The 26172-nt window shown below is 45.0% G+C and carries 30 protein-coding genes, 1 pseudogene, 1 riboswitch and 1 other annotated feature; of the genes and pseudogenes, 9 read left to right on the forward strand and 22 right to left on the reverse strand.

Annotated elements, in window-relative coordinates:
* Positions 1 to 7: 7 nt before the first annotated feature.
* On the reverse strand, positions 8 to 628 hold the full coding sequence (locus M3N64_RS05910; protein WP_249099554.1) for a LysE/ArgO family amino acid transporter: 621 nt from the start codon (positions 626 to 628) through the stop codon (positions 8 to 10).
* 130 nt (positions 629 to 758) lie between these two features.
* Here M3N64_RS05910 and M3N64_RS05915 point away from each other — a divergent pair, with 130 nt between their 5' ends.
* On the forward strand, positions 759 to 2204 hold the full coding sequence (locus M3N64_RS05915) for an aminotransferase-like domain-containing protein (protein WP_249099557.1): 1446 nt from the start codon (positions 759 to 761) through the stop codon (positions 2202 to 2204).
* Here M3N64_RS05915 and M3N64_RS05920 read toward each other — a convergent pair.
* The 3 genes from M3N64_RS05920 to M3N64_RS05930 form a co-directional block, all read right to left on the reverse strand.
* Positions 2196 to 2861 (reverse strand): tetratricopeptide repeat protein, encoded by a 666-nt coding sequence (locus M3N64_RS05920; RefSeq protein ID WP_249099849.1) that lies wholly within the window; start codon positions 2859 to 2861, stop codon positions 2196 to 2198. The genes M3N64_RS05915 and M3N64_RS05920 overlap by 9 nt on opposite strands.
* 187 nt (positions 2862 to 3048) lie before the next feature.
* Positions 3049 to 3534: a GNAT family N-acetyltransferase gene (locus M3N64_RS05925; protein WP_249099560.1), complete on the reverse strand. Its 486-nt coding sequence runs from the start codon at positions 3532 to 3534 to the stop codon at positions 3049 to 3051.
* A gap of 50 nt (positions 3535 to 3584) precedes the next feature.
* A complete protein-coding gene (locus M3N64_RS05930; RefSeq protein ID WP_249099563.1) occupies positions 3585 to 4019 on the reverse strand; it encodes a GNAT family N-acetyltransferase in 435 nt (144 codons plus the stop codon).
* 389 nt (positions 4020 to 4408) lie between these two features.
* Here M3N64_RS05930 and M3N64_RS05935 point away from each other — a divergent pair, with 389 nt between their 5' ends.
* The gene (locus M3N64_RS05935) at positions 4409 to 4834 is read left to right on the forward strand and encodes a hypothetical protein (RefSeq protein WP_249099566.1); all 426 of its coding nucleotides are present in this window, start codon (positions 4409 to 4411) and stop codon (positions 4832 to 4834) included.
* Positions 4835 to 5054: 220 nt separating this feature from the next.
* On the opposite strand, the gene M3N64_RS05940 is transcribed toward M3N64_RS05935, so the two are convergent.
* The 7 genes and pseudogenes from M3N64_RS05940 to M3N64_RS05965 form a co-directional block, all read right to left on the reverse strand.
* Complete coding sequence (locus M3N64_RS05940; protein ID WP_249099569.1) at positions 5055 to 6119, reverse strand: bifunctional transcriptional activator/DNA repair enzyme AdaA; 1065 nt, start codon at positions 6117 to 6119, stop codon at positions 5055 to 5057.
* Between the two features lie 380 nt (positions 6120 to 6499).
* Positions 6500 to 6640 (reverse strand): putative holin-like toxin, encoded by a 141-nt coding sequence (locus M3N64_RS14185; RefSeq protein WP_368389895.1) that lies wholly within the window; start codon positions 6638 to 6640, stop codon positions 6500 to 6502.
* Positions 6641 to 6717: 77 nt separating this feature from the next.
* A pseudogene (locus M3N64_RS05945) lies at positions 6718 to 6921 on the reverse strand (VOC family protein); the annotation flags it as partial.
* Positions 6922 to 7083: 162 nt separating this feature from the next.
* On the reverse strand, positions 7084 to 7701 hold the full coding sequence (locus M3N64_RS05950) for a GNAT family N-acetyltransferase (protein ID WP_249099572.1): 618 nt from the start codon (positions 7699 to 7701) through the stop codon (positions 7084 to 7086).
* Positions 7702 to 7715: 14 nt separating this feature from the next.
* On the reverse strand, positions 7716 to 8357 hold the full coding sequence (locus M3N64_RS05955) for an alpha/beta family hydrolase (RefSeq protein ID WP_249099575.1): 642 nt from the start codon (positions 8355 to 8357) through the stop codon (positions 7716 to 7718).
* 4 nt (positions 8358 to 8361) lie between these two features.
* Entirely contained in the window at positions 8362 to 8979 is a 618-nt protein-coding gene (locus tag M3N64_RS05960) for a hypothetical protein (RefSeq protein ID WP_249099577.1), read from the reverse strand.
* Between the two features lie 36 nt (positions 8980 to 9015).
* Positions 9016 to 9642 carry a nucleotidyltransferase family protein gene (locus M3N64_RS05965; RefSeq protein ID WP_249099580.1) on the reverse strand — a complete coding sequence of 209 codons (627 nt, stop codon included), beginning with the start codon at positions 9640 to 9642 and terminating at the stop codon, positions 9016 to 9018.
* A 208-nt stretch (positions 9643 to 9850) separates the two neighbouring features.
* Positions 9851 to 9958: riboswitch (THF riboswitch) on the forward strand.
* A 63-nt stretch (positions 9959 to 10021) separates the two neighbouring features.
* Here M3N64_RS05965 and M3N64_RS05970 point away from each other — a divergent pair.
* Positions 10022 to 10618: a folate family ECF transporter S component gene (locus M3N64_RS05970; protein WP_249099583.1), complete on the forward strand. Its 597-nt coding sequence runs from the start codon at positions 10022 to 10024 to the stop codon at positions 10616 to 10618.
* Positions 10619 to 11171: 553 nt separating this feature from the next.
* A complete protein-coding gene (locus tag M3N64_RS05975) occupies positions 11172 to 11972 on the forward strand; it encodes an HAD family hydrolase (protein ID WP_249099587.1) in 801 nt (266 codons plus the stop codon).
* A gap of 12 nt (positions 11973 to 11984) precedes the next feature.
* On the opposite strand, the gene M3N64_RS05980 is transcribed toward M3N64_RS05975, so the two are convergent.
* From M3N64_RS05980 to M3N64_RS06015, 8 genes are all read right to left on the reverse strand, one after another.
* Positions 11985 to 12128: a hypothetical protein gene (locus M3N64_RS05980; protein WP_249099592.1), complete on the reverse strand. Its 144-nt coding sequence runs from the start codon at positions 12126 to 12128 to the stop codon at positions 11985 to 11987.
* A 360-nt stretch (positions 12129 to 12488) separates the two neighbouring features.
* Complete coding sequence (locus M3N64_RS05985; RefSeq protein WP_249099595.1) at positions 12489 to 13505, reverse strand: ABC transporter ATP-binding protein; 1017 nt, start codon at positions 13503 to 13505, stop codon at positions 12489 to 12491.
* Positions 13506 to 13629: 124 nt separating this feature from the next.
* Positions 13630 to 15222, reverse strand: a complete 1593-nt coding sequence (locus M3N64_RS05990) for a peptide ABC transporter substrate-binding protein (protein WP_249099852.1) — start codon at positions 15220 to 15222, stop codon at positions 13630 to 13632.
* Positions 15223 to 15266: 44 nt separating this feature from the next.
* On the reverse strand, positions 15267 to 16283 hold the full coding sequence (locus M3N64_RS05995) for an ABC transporter ATP-binding protein (protein ID WP_249099598.1): 1017 nt from the start codon (positions 16281 to 16283) through the stop codon (positions 15267 to 15269).
* A gap of 6 nt (positions 16284 to 16289) precedes the next feature.
* Positions 16290 to 17246, reverse strand: a complete 957-nt coding sequence (locus M3N64_RS06000; RefSeq protein WP_249099601.1) for an ABC transporter permease — start codon at positions 17244 to 17246, stop codon at positions 16290 to 16292.
* Positions 17246 to 18181: an ABC transporter permease gene (locus M3N64_RS06005; RefSeq protein WP_249099603.1), complete on the reverse strand. Its 936-nt coding sequence runs from the start codon at positions 18179 to 18181 to the stop codon at positions 17246 to 17248. The genes M3N64_RS06000 and M3N64_RS06005 overlap by 1 nt, the downstream gene beginning before the upstream one ends.
* 1026 nt (positions 18182 to 19207) lie before the next feature.
* Positions 19208 to 19987: a glutamate racemase gene (gene murI / locus M3N64_RS06010; protein ID WP_249099606.1), complete on the reverse strand. Its 780-nt coding sequence runs from the start codon at positions 19985 to 19987 to the stop codon at positions 19208 to 19210.
* Positions 19988 to 20251: 264 nt separating this feature from the next.
* Complete coding sequence (locus M3N64_RS06015; RefSeq protein WP_249099609.1) at positions 20252 to 20827, reverse strand: GNAT family N-acetyltransferase; 576 nt, start codon at positions 20825 to 20827, stop codon at positions 20252 to 20254.
* A gap of 220 nt (positions 20828 to 21047) precedes the next feature.
* On the opposite strand from M3N64_RS06015, the gene M3N64_RS06020 reads away from it, so the two are divergent.
* Entirely contained in the window at positions 21048 to 21815 is a 768-nt protein-coding gene (locus M3N64_RS06020; RefSeq protein WP_249099612.1) for a hypothetical protein, read from the forward strand.
* A gap of 17 nt (positions 21816 to 21832) precedes the next feature.
* On the opposite strand, the gene M3N64_RS06025 is transcribed toward M3N64_RS06020, so the two are convergent.
* On the reverse strand, positions 21833 to 22012 hold the full coding sequence (locus M3N64_RS06025) for a DUF2087 domain-containing protein (RefSeq protein ID WP_249099616.1): 180 nt from the start codon (positions 22010 to 22012) through the stop codon (positions 21833 to 21835).
* A 44-nt stretch (positions 22013 to 22056) separates the two neighbouring features.
* On the opposite strand from M3N64_RS06025, the gene M3N64_RS06030 reads away from it, so the two are divergent.
* On the forward strand, positions 22057 to 22659 hold the full coding sequence (locus tag M3N64_RS06030; protein WP_368389898.1) for an MFS transporter: 603 nt from the start codon (positions 22057 to 22059) through the stop codon (positions 22657 to 22659).
* A gap of 111 nt (positions 22660 to 22770) precedes the next feature.
* Here M3N64_RS06030 and M3N64_RS06035 read toward each other — a convergent pair whose 3' ends face one another.
* Positions 22771 to 22971 (reverse strand): hypothetical protein, encoded by a 201-nt coding sequence (locus M3N64_RS06035; RefSeq protein ID WP_249099870.1) that lies wholly within the window; start codon positions 22969 to 22971, stop codon positions 22771 to 22773.
* Between the two features lie 94 nt (positions 22972 to 23065).
* Positions 23066 to 23307: a binding site (T-box leader), on the reverse strand.
* A gap of 118 nt (positions 23308 to 23425) precedes the next feature.
* On the opposite strand from M3N64_RS06035, the gene M3N64_RS06040 reads away from it, so the two are divergent.
* Together M3N64_RS06040 and splB are read left to right on the forward strand one after the other, a co-directional pair.
* Positions 23426 to 23659: a transcriptional regulator SplA domain-containing protein gene (locus M3N64_RS06040; protein ID WP_249099621.1), complete on the forward strand. Its 234-nt coding sequence runs from the start codon at positions 23426 to 23428 to the stop codon at positions 23657 to 23659.
* A 9-nt stretch (positions 23660 to 23668) separates the two neighbouring features.
* Positions 23669 to 24697: a spore photoproduct lyase gene (splB, locus tag M3N64_RS06045; RefSeq protein ID WP_249099624.1), complete on the forward strand. Its 1029-nt coding sequence runs from the start codon at positions 23669 to 23671 to the stop codon at positions 24695 to 24697.
* A gap of 331 nt (positions 24698 to 25028) precedes the next feature.
* Here splB and M3N64_RS06050 read toward each other — a convergent pair whose 3' ends face one another.
* Positions 25029 to 25421, reverse strand: coding sequence for a GNAT family N-acetyltransferase (locus tag M3N64_RS06050; protein WP_249099627.1), 393 nt, complete (start codon positions 25419 to 25421; stop codon positions 25029 to 25031).
* A gap of 81 nt (positions 25422 to 25502) precedes the next feature.
* Here M3N64_RS06050 and M3N64_RS06055 point away from each other — a divergent pair, with 81 nt between their 5' ends.
* Positions 25503 to 25961: a hypothetical protein gene (locus M3N64_RS06055; protein WP_249099630.1), complete on the forward strand. Its 459-nt coding sequence runs from the start codon at positions 25503 to 25505 to the stop codon at positions 25959 to 25961.
* Positions 25962 to 26172: the final 211 nt, after the last annotated feature.

Here is a 26172-nt window from a genome sequence, read left to right on the forward strand (position 1 = left end):
CCATTCTCTACATAACGCCGTGCAGAAATTGAATCAATAAATATCCCCCAATCATCCACACGAGCACTGCAGATAGTTTATTTATGTAGATCATCCATTGTTTCAGCCGTTCTGTTTTACCGAGCAGCTGTCCGGTGATGGCCAGTCCGAAAAACCAGATCCACGAGACACAGATGCAGGCTATGGCGAACGCCCATTTTTCATTACCGTCATAATTCAGTGCGTTCGTGCCGATCACACCGACTGTATCAAGTACCGCGTGCGGGTTCAGCAAGGATACGGATGCAGCAAAAAGCATTTGTCTTTTGGCAGACAGCATGTTACTGGTACCCTCTTCAGTTTCAGACGGGCTGTGCCAGATCGACCAGCCAATGATCAACAGCAGAATACTACCGACAAGTAACAGCATTTCCTTTAAAAAAGGATGGCTTAAAAGAATCAGCGATGCGCCTTCGACTGCCAGAAGAATCAGGAACGTATCGGACACTGCGGCTGTCAATACAGCCGGCAGACACTGCATGGCGCGTTTTGCCTGCGTACCTTGTGTAAAAATAAAAATATTTTGTGCCCCAAGCGGGAGAATCAGGCCAAGAGCAAGGACAAAACCATGAATGAGCGCGAGAAACATAGGACAAAACCCCCTTTTTGCTCCATTTTCATTGATCGCACGCCGCATGTCACCAGCCAAATTTTAAAAAGCCACCCAGCCAAACAATGCTATAATAAAAACCTGAATGACAATTATTAGGAGACTCACCATGTGCTTAAATCGGCAGTCCAGCATCCCGCTCTATGAACAAGTGGTTAACTACGTTAAAGAAAAAATTCGCACGGGTCAATGGCCGGTCGGTAGTCGGCTGCCGGCTCAGCGTAAGCTTGCAGAATGGCTCAAGGTTAACCGAAGTACCATTTCCACTGCCTTTGATGAACTGGCGGCCCAGGGTCTGGTGAAAAGCGCTCACGGAAAAGGAACGGTGGTGATTAACAATACATGGGGGCTGCTGACCGATCGGAAACCAGCGAACTGGCAGCAGTTGATTGAGGCCGGGCACTATAAACCGAATCTGGCAATCATTCAAAAAATCAATGCAGCCGAGTTTTACCCAGGAATTATCCGAATGGGAACAGGCGAGCTTTCTCCCGATCTGCTGCCAAACAGAAAAACTTCGGAGCTGCTCAAAAATCTCAATCTTCGCTCATTCTCGCTTGGCTATTGTGAGCCTAAAGGCAACCGGCAACTGAGAGAAGAAATCGCCCGCTATGTCGCCGGTTTCGGCATCCAAACCGCACCTTCATCGATTCTCATTGTGTCCGGCGCGCTTCAGGCGCTGCAGCTGATTTCCATCGGTTTGCTTGAGCGCGGCACAACTCTGCTGTTGGAGAAGCCCTCCTATCTTTATTCCGTGAACGTTTTCCAATCTTCAGGTATGCGCTTTGCCGGCATGCCAATGGATTCGGAAGGGATGTGCGTCGACAAAATCGAAGCTTATAAGAAAAACACGCCACATTCAATGCTGTATACGATTCCAAATTTCCATAATCCGACCGGTCGTTTAATGAGTGCGGCACGCAGAAAACAGCTGCTCGCTGTATCGGCACGTGCCCGGCTGCCGATTATTGAAGATGATGTCTACCGTGAACTTTGGCTGGGCAGCCCGCCTCCTCTGCCACTGAAGGCCGATGATCATGCAGGCAACGTTCTTTACCTCGGCAGCCTGTCCAAAGCACTGAGCCCCGGTCTGCGTATCGGCTGGGTGATTGGACCTGAGCCGGTCATTGATCGCCTTGCCGATCTGAAAATGCAAAATGACTATGGATCAAGCAATCTTTCACAGGAAATCGCCAGAGCATTTCTACATACCGGCGCATACGCTACGCACACTGCACACACCAGGGCGCAGCTGAAAATCCGAAGAGACTATTTACTTGAACGACTGGACAGCCTGTTTGCCGATCTCGCCGAGTGGCAGGTGCCCACAGGCGGCTTTTACATTTGGCTGAAAGTGATTCCGGATATCCACGCCGCTGCTCTTTTTCAAGAAGCACTGAAACAGAATGTCCTGCTGAACCCAGGCATCCTGTATGACCGCGATGCCGGACAATATTTACGCCTGTCCTACAGCTATGCCTCATTCGATCAAATGGACGAGGCACTGCGGACATTGAGAAGAATCATTTTAGAGCAGAGTCAAAGATCATTCTGAGGGTAGGCGATGAATCTTAAAATCGTCAAACTTATTATGAAGCGCCTGCTCAAATCCGGTAAATTTCTGTGGTGCAGCTTCTTGAAGCAGCAAATGCCCCAACATCCCGACCGCCCGTGCAGACTGGCCGTTGTCCAAAAGGATAAGACTGTAAAAGCATTGAACCACCGCATCGTTTTTGTACTTTTCCACCGCCCGCTCAATCGTCTCTAAAGCCGCATCATGACGCCCCACATTTCGGTACGATGAGGCTAAGCAAATCAGCGCCACACGCACATCTTCTGTGCGCATTCCGAGCTGGAGCGCTTTTTGATAATGGGGGATCGCTTCAACCTCCATACCTTGCTGGTCGAGTGCCAGGGCATAGTGCAGTTGAACCCGGCTGTCTTGGGGGAAACTGGCCATCAACGTATTGAATTTGCGCAGCCCCTGACCAATGCTACCTTGTTCAATTAAAGTACGTGCTTCTTTAATGCGAGATTCCGCGGCAAAATCCATCATCAAATCACCAACCTTCGCAGGATTAATTCTGAAGCTGCTCAGTTTCTCACGTTTGGAAAAGGAGTAATCCAAATAAAAGTATAAGACCAGAAAATAAATGACAAAAATTGATTGTGCAAATGACTCATAGCAGAACTCGTTCGTTTTCTGCCCCACTTTTTCCAAAAATAGACCGTTGCTACAATGATAAACAGAGTCGGTGCTAATTCGGGGATAGTAAGAAAAAGTGACAGGTCGCCCATAAAAAACAATAATTCGGCAATACATACGATCAAAAGCATATAGAGATGACGGCATTTATAGAGACAAATCCTCAGAAAATGAATAAACTTATTCATAATCCTCATCCCTCTTTCTGATTTATCCAGAGTTCAAAGACATGCTGCTTTCCTTTTTTTCCTATAAAAGTTCGTCCGGTGTCACTGTAGCCCATGTGCCGATACAGACCGATGGCTGTCTGGTTCGCGGTGTTCACGGTCAAAACAATAGTCGTTCGATCAGGAAAACGCGTTTGAGCAAAAGAAACGAGTGCGTCCATAATCCGTTTGGCCAGTCCCTGTCCTCTGAATCGTATATCCAGCGAAAAAGCCCGAAACAGGAGCGCATGCTCATAGATTCCATAAATAGACTGTCGCGGAAGCTCTTCAAGAATAAAAAAACCGACAACTTTTTCTTCGTTCAAAACCATGATCGGATGCGCGTATCCATGAGCATTAAGCGACTTAATGGCATGTAACGGTGGTATGGAAAATGGAGAGGTGCCAAATTGATAATCCTGCAGCTGGTGCATAAAAGATTCATTATATAATACTAAATCAATCGGACGCATGGAATTGCCCCCATCTCAGGTTTTCTTTACATCAAAGCTTTCAATCGCTTTTAATAGGCGCCGTATGCATCTTCGCCTTCAAACAGAATGCGTGTAAATCCTTTTTTCGTGTACAGATGCTGAGCAATCGTATTGTCCAGATCCACACCGACACTTAACTCCTGGTATCCGGACCGGCGCGCATAATCAATCAGGAAATCCACCAGTGCGCTACCGATTCCCTGATGCCGTTCCGATTTCTTAACCATTAACCGTGACAGATAAACCCGCCTTCCCTTAATCGTATAATCAGGATCCTGCATGTCAAAAACAAGCGATATTTCCCCGCAGAACGCTCCATCCCTGATGTAAACAAATGTGCGGCGATTTCCGTTTACTAATTGAGCATAAAATCGATCGGCTAACGATTGAGGTATTTTTTGGTCCCAAATGGCAATGCACTGACTGAATTGCTCCGGTCTGATTTGAATTATTGCAGGATTCAATTCTGTAAAATCCACCATTCAAAACAGATTCGGCAATAAAGTTTTCCATCTGTATCCTTTACAAAGCGATGAAGGATGGTTGCCGCTGCGTCCACCCAACGCTTTTCCGGCTGATAAAAAAAATAAATGCCGCCCTCAAAATAATCATTTTGGATCCATGACAATTAATGCTTTTTCATGATGCGTTTTATAATGGTTACTAATAGGATAAAGATTAATGAGCTGAAAAAGAAGCCTTTTTATGAAAAAGATTTTAGACAGCAATTTTCATGGTGAAGGATGCGCTTGGATGGGATCGATCATAAAATCAGCGATAACTGAAAAGGATCGTTGCATTGCATTGAAAAATCCTGGCAACGAGATACATTTGACCGGATGAGGTGACCGATATGACGAAAAAAATCTGCTTTCTCATTACCTGTCTGATCACTTTAGCAGGATGCACCTCCGACTATCCGCAAAAAAATAATATTCATAAGTACAAAGAAGTTAAGGTCATGATTGAAATCAGCGATCCGGCCCACCGTTACCATTACTATGGAATCAGCGTGAATCAGACGCCGCCCGACAAAAACACGATCATGATCGGTCACGTAAAATGGATTAAAAAGAAAACCGAAACGGTTCTGCTCAGGCAAGGTGCGCGATACCGAATTGATGTGATACCCGCAACAATCAGCCCGATAAAAGCACAGGCAAATAAACTGAAACAGGCAAATCATCCTTCAGTAAAAAGCGGTAAAACCGAGCAGCCACTAAGAAAATATATAACCGTTAAAAAAGAGAACCAAAAGGTCCGGTTTGTCGTTCACTGATAGGCCTCGATCGTGTATTCTGAAGAATCGATTGGATCAAACGTTTCGTATCGACCATCCCTGCGTTTTTACCGATCATTACTTTCACAGATTTATCGACCATTCTGCAGATGGGCATCCCCATATCATGCTTCCAAATCAATTTGCTGCCATTTTGTAGGATATCGGCATCGTTTTGCGCAACTTAAATTTTCATTGCAGACTTTGCGTTTACCCTGAACTATTTAAGCAAACGTTGCACTGCGGATTGTTCATGTGCCAGCAACCATCTCTTCCTTTCAACTCCACCGCCGTATCCGCCGAGCGCACCACCCGATTGAATGACCCGATGGCACGTGACAATGATTGCGAGTTGATTGGCACCATTCGCATTCCCGATGGCACGAACCGCTTTCGGATTTCCGATCAGTCCGGCCAGCTCTTTATATGTTGCCGTCTTACCCATCTCTATTGTGATTAATTGTTCCCAAACACTTCTTTGAAAATCGGAACCTAAAAGCATAATGGGCGTTTTAAACGTGCCGAGACCCTTATTAAAATAATCATTAAGCTCGTTTTCTATTTGCTTTGATCGATCAGTCACCCCTGGAATTATTGAGGCATTCAAACGATTCCTCAGTCGTTCAATTTCCCGTTCCAGACCTCGCCTGTCGGCAAATTCGAGCAAATAGAGAAAGTCCTCATCCACAATGCTCACCATGGGACCGAGTGGTGTATCGATCCAATTTGCGTAGAGCATTTTTATCTTCTGAGACCGATTCGGTGTTCTGCCCATAATTTTGGAAAACGCATCATGGAAACCGCTTGAAGACGTATAACCCAAATCAATTTGTGCATTAATAATTTTTTCTCCCGTACGTATTGATTTCATCGCAATCCCCATTCTTCTTGCTCTGGCGTACTGCACAAACGTCATGTTGTAGTTCTTCTTGAATTGTCTTCGTGCGGTTGCAGCATGGATGCCCAGTTCACGGAAATCGGAATCCTTCCATCTCTTTTCGGGATTTTCTTCAACGAGAGCAACCATTCTTTGAACGAGCGGTGATTGCCCCTGGGGAAATGATAAAGGCCTGCATCGTTTACATGGGCGAAAACCTGCAAGAAGTGCTTCCTCCGCCGTCTTGTAAAACAGACAATTTTCATAGTTCGGCTTTCTCGCCGGACACGTCGCATGGCAGAACACACCGGTTGTTTTAATACCCACGAAGAAAATTCCATCATATGCAGAATCCCGCTCGACCAGAGCCTGGTAGTATTCTCTTTTCATCGACTCATCGCTAATCATTGCCAAGCACCCCATTTCGCTTAAGAAAAGTTCTGCTGTTATCATCGTTAGTTAAATTATAGCGACATTCTCTTTATAAAACATACGAAAAATGAACATCTATTTAACGCTCTTTGCATTGGGAAATCGCACGTTCCTTTTGTCATTCGCTAGATCTGCCTTGACTCATTTAGAACTTTGGAATAACCAGGCGAACGTTCCCCTTCCTTCTTGAATGGAATTTGTATATAATGAGTTATAGAAGTCATATAATGAGAAATGACCGCCGGTGCTGTTACACCAAACGGTCAATGGCAACAGTATGATTCCCGCAAGGGGTCAGCGCATATGTTCAGGTGAAAAATAACCTCCCCATTAATGAGCTGTGAACTCAAGGGTGGTTATTTTTTTGGATTTCTATCTGACATAATTGCAACGATTAACGCACCAAATGAGATCATCAGCATTAATGCATCCGCAACTGTCATGGGCAGCACCTCCCTCCATGAGGGACTGTGCGCCGACCACCCCTGAGCAATCATTCTATTGTTCTTCTATTATAGCAATCGAACATTCATTCGTATATATGATAATGGTCTTATTGTCGCCAAGAAAGGGGTTATTCCGGTGCAACAAACTCAACCTTGATTCGGTCAGGATCTTCAAAGTATACGGCATAATGATTTTCGCCGCCCGCATACGGATGCCGATCCTGATAGAGGATCTTTATACCTCTTTTACATAATGCCTCAGTCATTTTATCAACTTCTTCACGTGACTTCGCATGAAAAGCTAAATGGTTTAAACCGGTGCGGCGTCGATGCTACGGATGTGCCAGTAGGTTACGCCTTTCCATGACGTTGCTACCACTTTTGAAGAGTGTGATACGACTTCGTGAATGAGTTACAAGCTTGACTCTCTTGGGTCTTAATCCTTTTCAGATGCACTGTTTTCACCGTTTCCGTTACCATTTTAAACCGTTTCGTTACGATTTTCCTATTTTTCCGTTGCTAACCAAATCTTTCGCGAATCCATCCAGATGCCAGGCTTCCCATTCTTCGCGCAGTACACCGTAACCGATTGAGTCATAGTATTTTCCATTCACGATCCGTGCTTTGCGGAAGCAGGCTTCTTTTATGTAACCGAGCTTTTCCGCCAGTTTCATCATGCCCATGTTGCCTGACCATGTGCGCAGATCAACACGTACAATTTTCGGCATTGCCTGAAACAGATAATCGGTCCACAGGCCAAAGGCTTCGTATCCAAGGCCGCGCCCCCAGAAATCCGAATTGAAAATGGCAATTCCGGCGCACAGCCAATTTGTTTCCTGGCTCTCCCAGTACCATCCAACCTGTCCGATCAGCTTGCCCGTTTGCCGATCGGCAATAGCCAGACTTGTTCTCGGAACTGGCAACATACCGGCGTTCAACTTTTTGTAATAGCCGTTCACGCGGGCTACGATTTCTTCCGCTGTGCTTCGCGGATAATAGGGACCATCGAATTTTTGCCAGTCCTTCCCGGGAGAGGTCCAGAAAATCCAGTCTTCTCTGTCGGCAGGCAACCAATCACGAATAATGATCTGTTTTCCTTCGTTTTTAATCATCATGTTCCCTCACTTCATCCTTGATTGATGACATGTTCTATTGATTTCATCACGTTTGCCAGAGCAGATAGCGAAGCATCTGTATCAAATCCGATATTCAGCGAATGATCCGCCCCCGGAATCACGCATACATTCCATTGTGTCTCCTTGAGCCGGCTGACACGTTCCACATCGTAAAAGCGGTCATGATCACCGATAACCAGCAGTCCCGGATGCTCAGCGTTCAGCAGATGCGTAAACAACCGATCATGCGTGAGTAACGGCGTCAGCAATAGAAAAGTGGCATTCAACCAGGCTTTTCTTCTGATGAGTTCACCGGCAATCGGTATCGTGCCAATGGATTTTCCCAGAAAAACGAAGCGCGTATAGGGATGATCCGCCAGCACAGCATCAATGACCGGCTGAATATCATCCATCATGATTTTCACGCGCGCGTCGAATGGCTGCTTCAGCATTTTCCTGCCGTAATGATAGTGCACCTGAACCACATCGATTTCATGTTGCAGCATCATCATGGTGGCATAATACAAGAGCGGCCTGTCATATGTATAGCCGATACCGGCGAACATGAAGCACACAGCATTTGATTCCGTTTCTACATGTGTATAGGCAATGGCATGCTCCTTGCCCTTCACCTTTTCTTCAATGGTCTTCATTTTCTCACCTCACCAGTGGATTCATCAGCATGAACAGTAAAACAACGAATAGATAAAGAAACAGCCCCAGATTAAGTACAACTGAATTGGGTTTAATCCGCTGAAGCAGTTTGGGCGGATGATTCAGACAGGTACGAAAAAGCAGCACCCCGCAGTACGGCAACTGCAGACTAAGCACGAAAACTGCCGCCGCGAACGCCGAATGATGTGCATTCAGTAGTGAGACACCGACAAACAGCGCACTCAACCAGAAAAAAATACCGGCGAACAGTTCGATGGGATCTGAAAGCATCTGCATCATCCAATCATCTCGGGACGCCCACAAATCCTCGTTCTCCTCCTCATGTTGATTGACATAAGCAATGTGCCCGGTTTGCAGCGCCATCGCCACAATAAAAATGATGAGTGCGACCGTACCAAACAGCGAACCGATTTTTGCGGCCCAATCCCCCAGGAAGAAGGCACATGAAAAAACGACCGGCAGCCATGAAGCAAAGATGAAGATCAGGAAAACATGAATCAGCGCGTACTCATTGTTTCTTGATAAAATCGGGAGAAGAAAGGCGAGCAACAAGAAAAGCAAAATACCCAGTCCGCCAAATAATATTGTTGAAAGAAACATAACAGTCGCTCCAGTCTGTGCGTTACGTTGATCGATTTAATCCAGAACTATGTTCACATCCGGCCAGTACTTTTTCCACTCCTTTTTTAAAATTCGATTTCTGTAGATGTCCATCCTTTTTTTATTTACTCTAGTAAAAGGTGTAGGCCGCACAGTGAGTGTTAATAAATCGCTTACGCCATGAGGAGCTGCCAGTTCGATCCGGTTTGCGGCATTCAGCCGTGCGCCAATGGACGTTACCGTTTCCGGAAACTTGGCAATTGCATCGGTCGATGAAAGGTAAGGCGAGGTATTCGGATTGTGGACATGCATCCGTGCCTCATTTTTCACCTCCCAGTTATAATCAGGTGCCTGATTCCGCAATCGTGCCTGTACCGTTTGCTCAAAAGTGTAATCGATGGTCCGATCATCAAAGTAAACAAGATCAACATCATGAACTGGCGTGGAATGAACAACACCTGTCTGTACATCCCAGATTCGTGTACGCAGGAAGCCTGCACAAATCCAGCAATCCGGAAGATTCTGAGCACGTGCAATATGCAAAAGCGTCATGATCTCCTGGTTTCCAGCAATAAAAGTAACCAGATCCTTTTTACTTTTTAACCAGGCATGCTTCATTACTGATTCACGCCTTCTTTCTGGTAAATTGAGATACACTTTCATCTATTGTACCTCTTTTTTTCAGGTGGCCTGCTAGTCTTGTAAGGCGGCCACAAAATCAAGTCAATGAATCTTTGAAAGTGCGGCAAAGTCATTCATTCGAATGATTCATAGCTGTGTGCCCATGCCTGTTATCTCGGGTCAGGCAGGAGCAAATCTTCCAAACTGGTTGCATCAGTCCCCGCGAGTGACTAAAATAGAATTGATTCATGGCAGAGTAGGTTGTTGCGGGTTACGTGCCCGGGGGACGGGGAGTTGTCCCTGGGACGAAAAACGGTGTTCTGCGCCGTTTGCCGTGCAATGACCGCATCCCGCTGCCACATATCGGAGCGTATTCCTCCCTTATGTGGCAACATCGCCAAAATAAGAGGAGGAATTTCAAATGAATAAGGTGTACTCTGTATTTAACGCGGCCTATTGGAAGGCGGCCGCTGCGGAGCTTCGCAAACTGAATCGTCTGACACTTGCTGCGATTATCGTTTCCCTCAGTGTAGTCATCGGTTACTTCTCCATCCCTGTTGCGCAAAACCTGCATATTTCCTTTGCGTTTCTCGTCGTCGCTTTCGGAGCGACAGTCTACGGTCCGCTGCTTGGCGTCCTTACCGGAGCAATACTGGATATTGCCGGCTATATCACTCATCCATTCGGCGCCTTCTTTCCCGGTTATACTCTCTCGTCCATGCTCGGATGCTTTATCTACGGATTGTTTCTCTACCGCAAGCGCCTTACCGTGCTGCGTATTTTTACTGCCAAGCTGGTCGTTAATCTGGGCGTCAATGTCGGTCTCGGCTGCCTCTGGAGCCAGATGCTTATAGGCAAAGGCTACTGGTTTTTCTTTGTGAACAGTCTGATTAAAAATCTAGTCATGCTGCCGATTGAGACGATCATGCTGACCGTGCTGCTGCAATTATTGCTGCCGATACTGACGCGGGCACATCTGATCCCGATTCAAAACGGCCGACATATTTCACTGATCTGACGATGAATGAAAACAACTCCCTAAAAAATTGATCGCAACACGGCGTCGTTTGCGTGTGATTTACCGGTCATTAATCATAATTTACCGATCATCGCACGCTGTCACAGTCTTTGATCTATTTATTTTGTTGGCATCGGCGCTGCGTGCCCGCCGCGAGCCTCCATGGACAAGCTGAAATCTGCGGGAATCCCGCTGGCGTCTCGTTCCTTCACTTTAGTGCTCAGCTGAGCCGTTGTTTGATTGGCTGAACATGCAGCAATGTCCACATATGTTAGAAAACCTGTCTTTGCCAGGTCTCTGACGAAGGCAAAGATGCCGTCACGCTTATATAATCCGCTGAATTTTAAACTTTCTTATAGTAAAAAATCCCCCTTCGATTCAACAAAAATCATCTGTTGATCCGGAGGGGTTTTGATGTCTGGAGGTTTCACATGGACAGACGGCATACCGCTTCCAAACGATCACCTGTTGACACGTGTCCCGCAGTTTTGTACACTTCATGCAAGCAAGCGCTCCGCAGAGATAAGAAAAATCCGACAGAGGTGAACCGTCAATGAACAGTCTGCAATTGATCCGTGCGCTCGTTTTCGATCTGGACGGCACGCTCCTGAATACGCAGAAAAGGGTATCCGAACGCACACAGCAGACATTGATGCGCTGTTTTCAAAAGGGGTTACACCTGTTCATTGCAACGGCGCGCCCGCCTCGCTCGGTGAAGCACGTAATCCCCTCCCAGATCCTGCAGCATGTCTCCGCCGTTTATTATAACGGTGCCTATTGCCATGATCATCGCAGTGGCGGCACCTTGAATTTCACAATTCCAACGTCAATCGCGACAAAAATAATTGACTACATTTGCCGCAGAAATGAAACGAACACGCTCTCAATCGAGTCCGAAGATATTCTTTATGCGCTTTCGAACGCCATTTATGAACAGAATCGCAAGCATATGTTTGTTCCACCGACACTTGTTTCACAAAATACACTGTCAGCGATACCAGCCAATAAAATCCTTCTGATACGCTGTTCCTCAGAATCCAGACATTATATCATGAGTTTCAAGGATCAATTGAACATCGTCGAAACGGATGCAGGTGAACTGATCCAGGTCATGGCAAAAAATGTCTCCAAAGCCAGTGCAGTCTCAGCCTTATGTAAACGGCAGAACATCTCAATGAATCAGGTCATGGCATTCGGCGATGACTGGAATGACCTAGATCTGTTCAAGGCATGCGGTATTTCGGTCGCAATGGGCAACGCGGTACCAGGATTAGAAAAATACGCCACAACGCGTGCAGGAACAAATGATGAAGAGGGCGTAGCCGCCTTTCTTGAACGCTGGCTGTCTCATTAACGGTAATCCGAATTATTCCTGAGTATTTTTCAGTTCTCTTTTTATTTCCTGGATAGTAAATCGAATTAATCGCTTAATTAACATATAAATGACAGCAATCAAGGCAAACCAGAAAAGAATCATTGTGAAGAACGGTACATACATTGACCAGTTCATAGATTATTTCCCTTCATTCTTTTTTCGACCATATCATTTCAGCACTCCATTGGTATTTTAAAGAGCCTTTTTTCACAAATCTGGCATTCAAATCCAAGACCGCCCCGCGGGATCTCATCTGGCTCGCGATCAACAGAAACGCTCCACGAAAGTCCGGCTACCCGCACGTTTAATATCATTTTAAAGGGTGTCTCATCGTCAATAGACTTTTGAGACACCCTCTTTGTGATTAAAAAATTAGAAAACTTGGCTTCGCCAAGCCTTTGGCAGGGGCGAAGTATTAGTTGCACTTATACTATTTTCCTTAAAATTTCTATACTTTCTTATAGTACAATAATAGACACACGATACAGCCTGTGTTTATCCCGGCTCGTGCGACGGCGCCTTCGCCAGGGGCCTGGCGAGACCAGGTTTGTCAGAGTGAAGGTGGCAGGCTGCAAAATGACCATCCTCCACCTCAACAAAATTCGGACGTTCCTTCGCACAAATTGCCATGACGAAGGGACAACGTGTGCGAAAAACACAGCCGGTCGGTGGATTAATTGGACTTGGCAGCTCTCCTTTTAAAATAATCCGCTCTCTTTTTTCTTCGATATCCGGATCAGGTATTGGAATGGCGGAAAGCAGCGCCTGTGTGTAAGGATGCAGCGGTTTTTCATACAGATTACGGCTCGTCGTCAATTCGACAAGATGGCCAAGATACATGACACCGATTCGACTGCTGATATATTTCACCATTGAAAGATCGTGTGCAATGAACATCATTGTCAGACCTTTTTCTTTTTGAAGGCGTTTCAAAAGATCAACCACCTGCGCCTGAACCGATACATCCAAAGCAGAAATTGGTTCGTCCGCAATGATGAAGTCAGGATCAAGCGCCAGTGCGCGGGCAATGCCAATACGCTGTCTCTGGCCTCCGCTGAATTCATGCGGATATCGATTGAGAAAACCGCGGTTTAACCCGACTTCCTCCAGCAGCCGTTCTACACGAGCCCTGCGTTCTTTATTGTTTTTACAGGTTTTATGAACATCCATCGGCTCAGCAATCAGCTCCAGAACCGTTGATCGCGGGTTCAGGGAAGCATAGGGATCCTGAAAAATCATTTGCATACGGCGGTGCATCTGAAAACGTTCGGAAGTATTCATCTTGTCAATGTCGACTCCATTAAAAGCAATACTCCCTTCCGTCTTCTGATAAAGGCCCATGATCGTGCGGCCAAGTGTTGATTTGCCGCAGCCTGATTCACCGACAATGCCAAGCGTCTCGCCAGAACTTATTGACAGATTAATATCATCAACTGCTTTAAGGATCTGCGTGCGTTCTATCTCAAAATATTTTTTCAGGTGACTTATTTTAAGGAGCGGGGGACTTTCCATCAAATATCATTCCTTCCCTTCCTGCCTGGCTGCTCAACGCCTGCTTTTCTTTTCATCGAAAAGCCGCCCCTCATATCTGGAAAAACGGCCTGATGAACCATGGGCAAACTGCGTCCTTCAATCGTCAGTTGGACTTGGTCGCCCATTTCAGTTCCATGTAACCTACCGGATGCCGGACGATTCCCTTAACCTTACTGCTTTGCAGCACACTTTGATTATAGAAGTAAACTGGGAAAAGCGGCATTTCCTTCATTAACAGTTTTTCCGCCTGATACATCAGTGCATAGCGCTTTGTATCGTTTTTCTCGTTCTTGGCTTCTTTGATCAGCTGATCATATTGCTTGTTGCTCCACTGCATACTGTTCATCGGCATGCCGGTAATGAAGTTTTCAAGGAAGTTGATCGGATCACCGTAATCAGCCAGGAAAGAGCCACGTGAGAATTGAAATTTCCCTTTCTTCTGATCGACACCGTACACATTCCATTCCATATTCGCCAGTTTGACCGACACGCCAAGATTTTTCTTATACATTTCCTGTACAGCTTCGGCAACGGCCTTGTTAATATCGGTTGTATTGTAGGTCAGTGTGATTGGCGGAAGTGTCTTGTAGCCCTCTTCTTTCATTCCTTCAGCAAGCAGCTTCTTGGCCTCCGCGGGGTCATACTGATAAAGATTGCCGTTATGGCTGCGGAAATCTTCTCCGCTCGGATCTTTAAATCCCGGAGAAACAAAGCCATATGCCGGATCATTTTTTTGCTTAACCACATAATTGACAATTTTTTTGTTGTCGACGGCAAGCGCAAAGGCTTTTCTGATTTTGGCATTATTAAAAGGTTTCATTTTCACATTCATGCTGAAGAAATAGGTTCCGGCTTGCGGGCCTACAGTCACCTTTTTATCTTTAAACAGCTGATCAGCAAGATCCGGCGGTACACTGGCCGAATCGAGTTCACCGGTTTTAAACATCTGATATTCCGTATTGGTGTCATTAACCATCGCCCAGTCTACTTCGTCAAGCTTGACGCTTTTTTTATCCCAGTACGTATTGCTCTTCTTAAATACCATATTTGAATCGTGTTTCCATGAAGCCAGCTTAAACGGACCATTGCCTACAAACGTCTTCGCGTTCGCATACCATTTCGGATTCTTTTCAGCGACCTTTTTATTAACCGGGAAAAAAGCCGGATTGGAAATCATGTTCAGAAAATAGGACTGCGGAGCCGTCAGGGTAACTTTTAACGTCTTCGTATCCACCGCCTTTACCTGTACATCGTCAGCAGAACCATTTTTCGTGTTATAGGCCTCTCCGCCTTCAATCAGGTAGCCCAGAAAAGCGGCTGGAGATCCGGTTTTCGGATTTAAGAGCTGTTTCCAGGCATATTCAAAGTCTGCGGCTGTTAAATCATCACCGTTATCCCATTTGGCATCCTTGCGAATATGGAAAGTATAGGTCTTTCCATCTTGAGAAACGTCCCATTTCTCTGCAGATGCCGGATGCGGTTCATTATCTTTCCCGAGGCGCGTTAACCCTTCCAGCAGATTGTTCAGTGCGTTCCAGGACTGAGCGTCGAATCCAATAGGGGGATTAAACGATGTCGGCTCCGCTCCATTATTCAGTTTCAGAACCTGCCTGCCATCTGATTTTTCATTTGATGAGTTCGGCTTTGCCGTACACGCGCTGATCACAAAGATGAGCAAAAGGGCCATAACAAGCATAAATCCGTTTTTTAACAACTTTCTCAATTGAATTCCTCCCACTTTTAATAGTTTTCAACCTTTTGCCGAATCCCATCGGCTCTTTTATCTAAAAGCCAGCAAGCAGCAGTGTGGTGTCCGTCAACTGTTGTCGCAGGCGGTTGAACATGACGGCAGACTTCCATGGCAAAAGGGCATCGTTCACAAAAAGAGCAGCCCTCCGGCGGTGCAAATAAATCAGGTGGCGCCCCTTCAATCGGTTTCAATGTATCTGAAGGAAGGTCGAGACGCACAATGGCATTCAGCAATGCCTGTGTATAAGGGTGGCTGGCATGATAAAAAATATCGCGCTTGCTGCCCATCTCAACAATTTTTCCCGCATACATGACCGCAACACGGTCCGCCGTTTTGGCGACAACCCCCAAGTCATGAGTGATCATAATCATTGAGACACCGGTCTCCTTCTGGATCTGATCAAATAACTCTAATATCTGTGCCTGAATCGTCACATCGAGCGCTGTGGTCGGTTCATCGGCAATGATAAGACTTGGCCTGCAAATTAATGCCATGGCAATGACAATTCTCTGCCTCATCCCGCCGCTGAACTGATGCGGATATTGTTTCATTCGTTGCGCGCCATTGGACAGTCCGACCATCTCAAGCATGTCAATGGCTCGCTGATAAGCCGCCGCCCTTGATATCTTCTTCTGATAGACAATACCTTCAGTAAGCTGGGAGCCGATCGTTAACGTTGGATTAAGCGCAGTCATCGGATCCTGAAAAATCATGGAAAGATCCGTTCCCTGTATACGACGCATCTTCTTAGCTGAAAGAGCGGTGAGCTCAGTTCCCTTGAACCGGATAGAGCCTGCAACTATTTTGCCGTGCGGCCGGGGAATCAGTCCCATCACCGCCAGAGAAGTGACACTCTTTCCGCATCCTGACTCACCGACGATAGCAAGTGTTTCCCCCTGTGCAACATCAAAAGCAACACCGCGAACGGCGTGGACCTCTCCGCCCTGCGCGCGAAAAGAAACATGTAAATTTTCCACTTCCAGCAGCTTGTCCGGTGATCTGCTCAAAGGTGATCATCTCCTTAACTTCGGATCAAGCGCATCCTGCAGGCCGTCACCAAGAATATTAAATGCGAACATGGTCAAAGAAATAAACAGAGCCGGGAAAAATAAACGCCACCAATAGCCAGCCAGTAAAGCAGCCAAGCCGTCATTCGCCATAACGCCCCAGCTCGCAAAGGGCGCCTGTACGCCTAATCCGAGAAAACTTAAAAACGCTTCGGAAAAGATGGCAGACGGAACGGTTAAGGTCATCTGAACAATAATCGGCCCCATTGTATTGGGCACCAGATCTTTCAGAACAATGCGCCATGGCCTGCTCCCAAATGATTTAGATGCCGTAACAAACTCATAATTTTTTAACTGGAGCACCTGCCCTCTGACAATTCTTGCCATACCCGTCCATCCTGTGACCGTCAGGGCAATAATAATGGTAAGCAAGCTCGGTCCCATCACAACCATAAGCAGAATGACTACGAGCAGATAAGGCAGCCCGTATAGAATCTCAATGATTCTCATCATGACCAGATCTGTTTTTCCACCGATATAACCTGAAATGCCGCCGTATGCCACACCGATCAGAAGATCAACGAGTGCGGCGACCACTCCGACAAATAACGAAATGCGCGCCCCATACCAGGTGCGGGTAAAGACATCTCTGCCAAGTTCATCTGTACCGAACCAGTGGCTGGCTGAAGGGGCCAGATTCTGTAAGGTGAGATGCTGCGCCGTAACCGAATATGGCGATACAATCGGACCAACCAGAGCAGCCACACCCAACAGGATTAAAAAGATCATGCCGAGCATTGCCAGCTTATTGCTCTTAAGCTGAATCCATGCGCCCCTCCAATAAGAAATACTGGGCCGGACCAGTGACTGCTGTATAGCTGATTCGCGATTAAGCAGGTGGAACCATTCTTCCGGCACATTCTGAGCAGTCCGTTTCTCCTGTACTCCATTTGAACCGGCCATCATTTTCCCTCCTTATTCAGCTTGATGCGCGGATCAAGCCAGCCATACGCCAGATCAACAAGAAAAAGCATAAAAATCAATAAGGCGCTGTAAAACATAGTCGTTCCCATAATGACCGGATAATCTCTTGAATTAATACTGTCGACAAAATATTTACCCATGCCGGGAATAGCGAAAATTTTCTCGATAACAAAGGTCCCGGTCAAAATACTGGCTGCCAGAGTGCCAAGTACAGTCACGACAGGCAGGAGCGCATTTTTCAATGCGTGCTTCATCACGATTATAAAAGGCGACAGCCCCTTTGCCTGAGCAGTCCGAATGTAATCCTGAGTCAAAACTTCCAGCATACTGGAGCGGATCAGCCGGGCGATAATGGCCATCGGACCGGTAGCAAGCGCAATAATCGGCATGATCATATATGAAACCCCTTGCCATGTACCTGCCGGAAGCACATGCAGGTTGACTGCAAACTCCTGAATCAGCAGTGTCGCCAGAACAAAGTTTGGTATCGATATCCCGAAAACAGCCAGCGTCATGGCCACATAATCAATCAGACCGTTATGTTTTAACGCAGCAAACAGGCCAAGAATAATGCCTGAGAGCACCGCGACGATGAGCGACCATAGGCCAAGTTCAAATGAAACCGGAAAACCTCTTCCAAGCAAGTCGTTCACTGTCTGAGAAGGCTGCTTGATCGATGGGCCGTATGTAAAGGTTGCAATTGACTTAAGATAGATTAAATACTGAATCGGCAGTGGCTGATCTATATGGTAATGCGATTCCAGGTTTTTCACGGCGGCATCACTCAGCACTTTGCCATTTAAATTGTTGAACGGAGACCCTGGAATTGCATGCATAAGCAGAAAAGTCAATGTCGCAATGACCCATAATGTCAGGATCATAGCAAGAAATCTTCTAAGAACAAAGCGCAGCATGAAAAACCCTTCCTTTTGAAAAGTAATTATCCTTTTTAGATTTTATAGAATTTTATAAAAATTATGTTTGAAATTATTTGCTCCCAAACGCATAAAATCCAGCTCTAAAAAAACAGGAGCTGGATTTTGTCTAGGGATCTTAGACAAAGCGGCTTATTTTACAATTCATTGTCTCTTATTCTTTTTTTGTCAACTTAATATAGAAACGATCTGTGCTGACCGCAGAACTCCAAATATCACTTCTATGTGATGACATTCTGATCATCTTTCAGCAAGAACCATGTAAATACACAATCAGCCAGTCATTGCACGTAGAAGTGCAGTAATCACCGCTCAATTCATAAGAGTCTGAGAACAGTGATCATCCAAATCATTCACGGCAACTGGCCATTCTCGTTCTGTATCTTATTCCATCCTCCTATATCTTTCAGATGATTTCAGGGATTTGCCGCCGGTCAGCGGAAGAACCTGATATCGCGAATATATAAAAGGATAAAAATATTATATAAAATATTAATTCATGTGTCAATAAAAAATATTTTTAATTATCAGATTAATAGGCGTTGTCATTGATTTATAATCGCAGACAAACTGGCTATCTTTCCAACCTTTCTTGTTTAGAAAAGCTGAGCCTGGTTCTTACTTCCGCAGGATGCGGTGGCTTCCGCGTTGCATACAGGACGTACTTTCACAGGATGTGATGGCTTTCGCGTTGCATACAGGACGTATGCGCACTTAGCGAAAGTTCCATATAGTTATTAAAAAGCTCCTTACATTAGCGAAAGTTCCTTTTACTCTGTAATCGAACTGGGTTCGTGTCTTTACGGTACTTAATCGGCATTCCAGCTGCTCGCTTGCCGGAGCCTGCTCGGACAAGCTGGAATCTGCGGGCTTTCGTATCTGGCTTACACTTTGACACTAGGCTAAATTCTTATACTTCAAGCTTATTAAAAAAACACAGTTAATCAGAAACAATTAACTGTGCTTACGATATGGTTTTTATCTTCGAGCATTCTTCAAACCGCTTTAAAGCATATGACTCAATCTGTTCATCAGCGTTTCATAATGGGTGAGCGTTTCCCGATCACTGACTTCCACACCAGATTTATAATACGTTACTTTGCCGCTGCCACCGCCGACTTGATGCAAATTCTCCAAAATCCGTTTTAGATTCATCGCCGTGCCCATGCTCCCGTCAATTACATGGGTCTCTTTCGGGAATAGCTGTCTGATCATGTCTTTAAAAATCGGAAAATGAGTACAGCCAAGCACAACTGTCCCATATTGTGCCAGATCAAACGGCTTCAATTGTTCTTTTATATAGGACACTACGTCATCCGGATTGAAATTAAAAGCTTCAGCAAACGTCACGAGACCCGGCATGGGCAGCCCGTCTACAATATCATGCTTGTCAATCCGTTCGACCAGGCGATGATATTTCTCTTCTTTCAGCGTCAGCCGCGTTGCCATCACGAGCACTTTCTTCATCTCAGATTCACTCTCGATAACCGCAGGCTTGACAGCGGGCTCAATGCCGATAATCGGCAACGTATAGGTTTTGCGCAGATCCTCAATTGCTGCGCTGGTCGCTGTATTGCAGGCGATCACAAGCGCTTTAATGTCGCGCGCCATCAGAAATTCAGCAGCCTCGAATATGTAGCTTTTTAATTGCTCCTTTGACTTTTCCCCATATGGCAGATGCGCGGTATCCGCATAATAGAGATAATCTTCATTGGGCATTAACTTTTTAATCTGGTGCAGGACCGTCATCCCGCCGATTCCGGAATCAAATACAGCTATGTTCATCGCAATCACTTTTCTTTATAAAATTTACTTCTGACATCGCTTCATTTTATCATTTTTTTCTCAAGCTTGGAAATGGACTGCCGTACCTAAGCAGAAATCCAGGTTTCAATTTTTTTAAAAGGATTGACTGGTCATCCTTGTCAACCATCAATTAAAGTTCTCCTCATTAACAAGGTATCGTCTTATATACATCCCAATGCCGGATGAACCACTGTTAAAATCTAAACTTGATTTTAAAAGCTTATCTCCAGTCCAGCTGTCCTTTTATTTATTTCTTTTTACTGAAAATAGATAATGGGGCATATCTAGCCCATAGTAGTGCTGTATGAATCTAGTTTTGATGTTCATACCGTTTCTAATCGCTAAATTCATTGAAGGAATATTTGTATCTCTGACAATGGAAACAACTTCTTCCTTGTTTAGTTTTTCAAAGGCATAGTGTTTGCAGGCTTTTGCGGCTTCTATCCCATAACCTTTGTGCCAATGCTTCTTAACAAGATGGTAGCCAATTTCTAAATATGATTGACCTTCAACGGTTTGATTAGTAAGGCCGCATTCACCAACAACTTCGCCTGTATTACGAAGTTCAATAGCCCACAAGCCGTACCCGTTTTTCTGATACGACTTCATATTCCAATCAAGCCATCTTTGGACCTCTTCATCTGAAAAAGCATGCTCATAGGCATGCATCACTTCCATGTCTTGCAAGAACTGTTTAAGACGATTGATATCGCCCATTCTCCAAGTACGTAATCGAAGCCGCTCAGTTTCAAGAATATAATTCATGCGATGTTCACCTTCTTCATCGTTAACGGCACAGAATCTTCCGGATTCGCCCAAATGAAGCTCCGTTCACTGATCAGCAGCACAAAAACAGTCTCTGATCGCATCTACGTAACGCCTTACCGTCAACATCAACCATCACTTCCGATTATTAAAACTGTTTCGTTAATTATAGCAAATTCATGTTCTTATAAACTGAATTTCCGTCTGGAGATTGAGGCTAAAACAAAAGATATGCGCTACACTTTTACAAGATGGTAAATCGGAGGAATGGACAGTGAACATTGATGATACGATCTTTCAAAAATATCTGAACGAAGCGCCTCTAAAAGACTATGTTAACGCCTGGATTTTTCACCAGATCGAAGAGAAGCAATACTTGTTTGACGTTCCGGATAAACGGCTCATTCCAGTGGTCCAAGTCCTTTACAACTGTGTTGAAAAAGCAGTTCTTCATTTTACACCCTGCAAACAAAAGCTGTGGCGTGCGCTCTTTTCTGACTATAATTTACGTTTGCAAGACTACACGATTCACCGTGTTGTTGGCTGCCCTGCACCTTACGAAGCCATGGTTCGACAGAATACCAAACGCCAGGAGGTCATCGTCTTTGACCTGATTCGGCTGAGCCGCTATGGCATTGATCGCGCGCAGAAGATCATTCAAGCAATGATGACACATGAATGTGCCCATATTCTTCTTCATCAGGATTATGTTCCGAGTGCAGCTGAGACCTATAAAGAAAAGCTGCTTTATATGCGTTTTGATGAAGGACTTGCCCATTTTTTAGCGACAAATAAGAAATTGAGCCAAGCTGAATTGGCATGTAACAAGGAAAAGGCAAAGCAATTGTTCCAGCAAGCCTTGCATGAGCGTGAGCCTAAGAAACAAGACATATTACTGCGTCGCGCATGCTCCGGACCGTATTGGAAAAAATTTGCATGTATTACCGGCATGTTTGAGTGGGCCGATCTTTATGCCGCTTCAGGCATAAATGGAATGCTTTCAGCTTACCAAAGGGGATGGCAGCTTTTTGGCAGTCAGTAAGATCAGTATTATTTCTCTCATCCCCACAATTCCGGTGGATTCATCTCATAATTACCGTTCTTTCGATACATAAATTGATAGACAATCAGTTCTCGGCGCAGTGTTGCATAATCCTCATAAAACTTTCTCAGATAGTCGCTGATTTCTTTTTCAGAGTAGATTTTTCCATTTTCCAAACCGCGAACAAGCTGTGCCATAACCACCGGAAGCAACGTTTCACCGAAATGCTCTTTTTCATCAAATTAAGGAGGTATTGAGCCATTCTTTCCTCATTAAGTTTACTATTTTTTACATTATCCTTATTTCCTTAGTCACAGGAATCGATAATATTCTTATCAGTATTTATGCGGTGCAAATTTTTCATCTTGGCAATCTTGGCGTCGGATTTTTCTATGGTGCTTTGGGCATCGGACTTGTCAGTAGTTATTCAATCACCCGCCATTTGAAAAAGAATTTTATTGCAGGCGGCCTTTCATGTCTTATTTTAGAAGGAATAATGCTTATACTGCTCAGTTTCAGCACCCATGCAGCGGTCGCTTTTATCATTTTTGTTTTTACTGCACTTTTTTCCGGAACATGCAATGCCTGCTTCAATACCATTTTAATGCAAGCTGTCCCTCTGGAAACAAGAGGTACTTTTTTCGGAATGATTCAAGCCCTATCCAACTCTTTAATAGCTGCATCGATGCTTGCCGCAGGAGCTTGCGTTGACCTTGTCACACCGAGAATACTCGGCAGATCTGGCGGCCTTTTCTTCATCCTCATCTCAATCGTTCTGGTGATCCTGTTTGGTTTTCATAAAAAGAAAATGAAGGAAAATAAAAGTGAGGATGCGCTGCATTAATTGAGCGTCTACACCGTATGAACCAGCACTGCGCTAATACGACCAAAATGATTTGTGACAATAAAGCTGTTTTCGTTATCCCTAAAAAGGTGGGGTGCACAACAGAGGCGTCTACGCATCAAGTTTCATCATTACTTTTGTTATTGAATTTGTTCCACGAATTCCACTTTTCGCTATTTTCTTCTCGTTCATTACTTTAATGATTAAATTCAGTGCGATGAGATAAATCCAATCGCCGATGTTTGAAATGCCAATCCCAACGAGCAGCAATAGTTGATGCTTCCAGTGAATCCGTGTTTTATTTTTGTTCATAACAACTGCCTCCATTTAACCTGAATTTGATAAGGTTAAGCGGTGCAGCGAACATCGTTTCATCATTTAAAAATCTCGCCTCCAAGACTGCAGTCTTAGGGACGAGATTAGCTTCGCGGTGCCACCCCAGTTTGCAAAACAGGTCACCCTGCTTGCCTCATCAAGTAGCAAGTGCAGCTACCTGTGCCCGATAACAGGGACATCTGTCGCATGATCATCAAGGAATTCCATGCAAAGCTCGGAGGCTTGGTTCAGCATCATATCCTTAATCGTTTTCACCTAGCCGACCTCTCTATCAAGAACATTAATGCCTACTCTTCTCGTCATCGCCTTTAATTGGTTGAAAGTGACTATAGCATAGTTCTTTTTCTTTGTAAATCAATTTGTCCAAAGCATAGACGCTTATTATTTGGAGATAATGAATCGGTAAAAAGCTTGAATGGGGGGAATTTTTTTGAAAAAGAATGAAACGCAACTCGGCGACCATGTGTTTGTTATTTGCCGTAATCCGCATACAGCGACAGCTTCGCTGATCCAAGAGGCGGAAGTGGTTGAAAATCCTGAGAAAAAACAGGATAAAGCACTTTTACTGCATGATATGTATTATGAGTTCGCGGAAGAGGATGCTGTGTTCGCTACAGCTGATGAGGCGGAACGTGTGTACAAGCAAATTTACGGTGAGGACTGAGTAGAAGATATGGTCAAACCTTTTGTTCCACAACTGGTTTACATTGAGCCACGCGCATTAGCCTATCCTTTGGGACAGACACTTAAGCAAAAATTTGAACGCATGGGCATTGAAATTCGTGAGACGACCTCGCACAATCAGATTCGCAATTTTCCCGGCAATAATGACTTTCAAAAATACCGTAACGCCAAATCCACTTTAGTCGTTGGCGTTCGAAAAACACTTGATTTTCAAAGCTCCAAACCGTCCGCTGAGTACGCGCTGCCACTGGCCACCGGTTGCATGGGGCACTGTCACTATTGCTATCTGCAAACAACTATGGGCTCGAAACCGTATATTAGAACCTACGTCAACGTCGATGAAATTCTCGAACGTGCCGATCAGTACATGGCCGAGCGCGCGCCGGAGATTACACGCTTTGAAGCAGCCTGTACCTCGGATATCGTTGGCATTGATCATTTGACCCATTCACTGAAAAAGGCAATCGAATTTTTTGGCGAGCGTGATTTTGGCGAACTGCGCTTTGTGACAAAGTTCGCTCATGTGGATCATTTGCTGGACGCCAGGCATAATGGACGCACCCGGTTTCGGTTCAGCCTCAATGATGAATACGTAATCAAATTTTTCGAAGCAGGAACGTCCCGCCTCATCGAGCGCATTGAAGCGGCGAAAAAAGTATCGGATGCCGGCTATCCACTCGGATTCATCATCGCGCCGATCTATATCCACGATGGCTGGCAGGAAAGCTACCGTCAGCTTTTTGAGACACTGCATGATCAGCTTCCGGCAAAAACGGCTGTTCCGATCACCTTTGAGCTGATCCAGCATCGCTTCACCGTTCCGGCCAAGCGTGTGATTGAAAAAAATTATCCCAATTCAAAACTTGTCATGGATAAAGACGAACGCCGCTATAAGTGGGGCCGCTACGGAATCGGTAAATACATTTATAAAAAAGAGGATGAAGCCCTTCTTCAAGAGACGATTGAAGGTTACATCCATTATTATTTTCCAGATGCTGTGGTGGCATATTTTACATAAGAAACCAAGTGTCGGCAGAGGCTTAGCTACCTGTTATATAAAAAGAAGCTGAATGCTACACAGTCCTCCAAAGGCAGCATAATTATTGAAGAGTTCTAATCAATATGAAGTAAAGATGGTTCTGTTGCGCAGTAAAGACGAAGTGCGCAGTAAAAATGCATGAGTAAAAAAGACCAATTTTGCATCGTTCGGGCAAAAATATCAGCGCTCAGGCAAAAGAATCAGCGTTCAACTTTTCCTCTTTTGGGTTGAACTTTCCAGGGATTGGGTTTAACCTTTCACTCGTTAGGTTGAACTTCTATTCTTCGGTTGAACTTTCCAGTGGTTCGGTTCAACTGCAGTTGGGATTTAATCGTGCCCATTCCATTATGGCTTTCACCGCTTCGGTCATCAAGCCCCTCTTCCGAAAGTTTGGCGACATGCCATAACCAATCTCTGAGTACCCATTGCCATCCGGCTCTCCCTTGAAACCGACTAATCCAATTCCTTTCTTTGTCGCTTTATCAACAATGCTCCAATAGGTGTACCATGGATGCAGCTTTTCGTTGATCCCGTTCATCTTCTGAATCTTCTTGGTGATTGCCGACTGAAAAGAATTTGAGATTATTTCCGAATCAAACGAGATCGCCATCTGATCCCATTCGTCATTATTGATCTGTATGAGTTCGCTGATTGATAATGTTGATAAAAGCAAATGGGTTGACTGCATTTGCGGTACGGTCATTTTAATTTCTCCTCATTCTGTTCTCCGGATATAAATAAAGTCATGCAACAAGGACATACTAGTTGAAAAGGGGATGGCGCGTTGATTGGTCTGCTTCTTGCTGTCGTACTCTTTAATTGTCTTGCCTTTCTCATCAATAAACGGCTCACGAAAAATCAACTCGTACATATTTGGATGTTTACAGTCGCCCTGCAGGTACTCGTAGACGGTTATTTGTGTAAAAAGTATCATGCTTATTGGTATTTTTCAGGGCATGCCGAATGGAAGGCGCTTTTTGCGTTAACCGTATTGATTCCGCCGGTGAACATCATTTTCTTAAATAGTTATCCATTTGGAAAGTCCCTTGTCAAAAAGGCACTTACCATTTTTTGCTGGAATCTGGCAATCACCGCATACGAACTGATCACGCTTCTTCCTGAACCATGGGGTTATTTCCGCTACGGCTGGTGGAAAACGTATTATTCATTTCTCGTTAATCCGTTTTTATTATGGATCGTTGCTGCCTACTATCGATGGATTCGAAAGATTGAACGGGAATAGCGCTTAGTGTCCATGCAACCTTAAAAAGTTCCTCCTTCTCTTTATTAGATGATCCCCAGAGGATTTTCCGCCGTTTTTTTCAATGATTCTTTTTGACGGCTCATTATCTGTTCTGCGGGGCACTACTGCTTTTGTTATCCCACGCTTCTGTATTTCTGCCAGGCTAATTTATGCATTCGAATTTCGTTCATTGACCCCTGATTTTCGTACA

It is taken from the genome of Sporolactobacillus mangiferae (assembly GCF_023336505.1).
Taxonomy (GTDB): domain Bacteria; phylum Bacillota; class Bacilli; order Bacillales; family Sporolactobacillaceae; genus Sporolactobacillus; species Sporolactobacillus mangiferae.

What these genes read in the sequence shown, in the direction of transcription:
- M3N64_RS05950 (WP_249099572.1), bottom strand. Translation starts at nt 7,701, where the DNA reads ATGATTAAAAACGAAGGAAAACAGATCATTATTCGTGATTGGTTGCCT.
- M3N64_RS05970 (WP_249099583.1), top strand. Translation starts at nt 10,022, where the DNA reads ATGAATAAGGTGTACTCTGTATTTAACGCGGCCTATTGGAAGGCGGCC.
- M3N64_RS05975 (WP_249099587.1), top strand. Translation starts at nt 11,172, where the DNA reads ATGAACAGTCTGCAATTGATCCGTGCGCTCGTTTTCGATCTGGACGGC.
- M3N64_RS06005 (WP_249099603.1), bottom strand. Translation starts at nt 18,181, where the DNA reads ATGCTGCGCTTTGTTCTTAGAAGATTTCTTGCTATGATCCTGACATTA.
- M3N64_RS05935 (WP_249099566.1), top strand. Translation starts at nt 4,409, where the DNA reads ATGACGAAAAAAATCTGCTTTCTCATTACCTGTCTGATCACTTTAGCA.
- M3N64_RS06025 (WP_249099616.1), bottom strand. Translation starts at nt 22,012, where the DNA reads ATGGCACAGCTTGTTCGCGGTTTGGAAAATGGAAAAATCTACTCTGAA.
- murI (WP_249099606.1), bottom strand. Translation starts at nt 19,987, where the DNA reads ATGAACATAGCTGTATTTGATTCCGGAATCGGCGGGATGACGGTCCTG.
- M3N64_RS06035 (WP_249099870.1), bottom strand. Translation starts at nt 22,971, where the DNA reads ATGAACAAAAATAAAACACGGATTCACTGGAAGCATCAACTATTGCTG.
- M3N64_RS14185 (WP_368389895.1), bottom strand. Translation starts at nt 6,640, where the DNA reads ATGATTGCTCAGGGGTGGTCGGCGCACAGTCCCTCATGGAGGGAGGTG.
- M3N64_RS06050 (WP_249099627.1), bottom strand. Translation starts at nt 25,421, where the DNA reads ATGACCGTACCGCAAATGCAGTCAACCCATTTGCTTTTATCAACATTA.
- M3N64_RS05955 (WP_249099575.1), bottom strand. Translation starts at nt 8,357, where the DNA reads ATGAAGACCATTGAAGAAAAGGTGAAGGGCAAGGAGCATGCCATTGCC.
- M3N64_RS05915 (WP_249099557.1), top strand. Translation starts at nt 759, where the DNA reads ATGTGCTTAAATCGGCAGTCCAGCATCCCGCTCTATGAACAAGTGGTT.
- M3N64_RS05990 (WP_249099852.1), bottom strand. Translation starts at nt 15,222, where the DNA reads ATGCTTGTTATGGCCCTTTTGCTCATCTTTGTGATCAGCGCGTGTACG.
- M3N64_RS06000 (WP_249099601.1), bottom strand. Translation starts at nt 17,246, where the DNA reads ATGGCCGGTTCAAATGGAGTACAGGAGAAACGGACTGCTCAGAATGTG.
- M3N64_RS05965 (WP_249099580.1), bottom strand. Translation starts at nt 9,642, where the DNA reads ATGAAAGTGTATCTCAATTTACCAGAAAGAAGGCGTGAATCAGTAATG.
- splB (WP_249099624.1), top strand. Translation starts at nt 23,669, where the DNA reads ATGGTCAAACCTTTTGTTCCACAACTGGTTTACATTGAGCCACGCGCA.
- M3N64_RS05980 (WP_249099592.1), bottom strand. Translation starts at nt 12,128, where the DNA reads ATGAACTGGTCAATGTATGTACCGTTCTTCACAATGATTCTTTTCTGG.
- M3N64_RS05960 (WP_249099577.1), bottom strand. Translation starts at nt 8,979, where the DNA reads ATGTTTCTTTCAACAATATTATTTGGCGGACTGGGTATTTTGCTTTTC.
- M3N64_RS05985 (WP_249099595.1), bottom strand. Translation starts at nt 13,505, where the DNA reads ATGGAAAGTCCCCCGCTCCTTAAAATAAGTCACCTGAAAAAATATTTT.
- M3N64_RS05940 (WP_249099569.1), bottom strand. Translation starts at nt 6,119, where the DNA reads ATGATTAGCGATGAGTCGATGAAAAGAGAATACTACCAGGCTCTGGTC.
- M3N64_RS05925 (WP_249099560.1), bottom strand. Translation starts at nt 3,534, where the DNA reads ATGCGTCCGATTGATTTAGTATTATATAATGAATCTTTTATGCACCAG.
- M3N64_RS05910 (WP_249099554.1), bottom strand. Translation starts at nt 628, where the DNA reads ATGTTTCTCGCGCTCATTCATGGTTTTGTCCTTGCTCTTGGCCTGATT.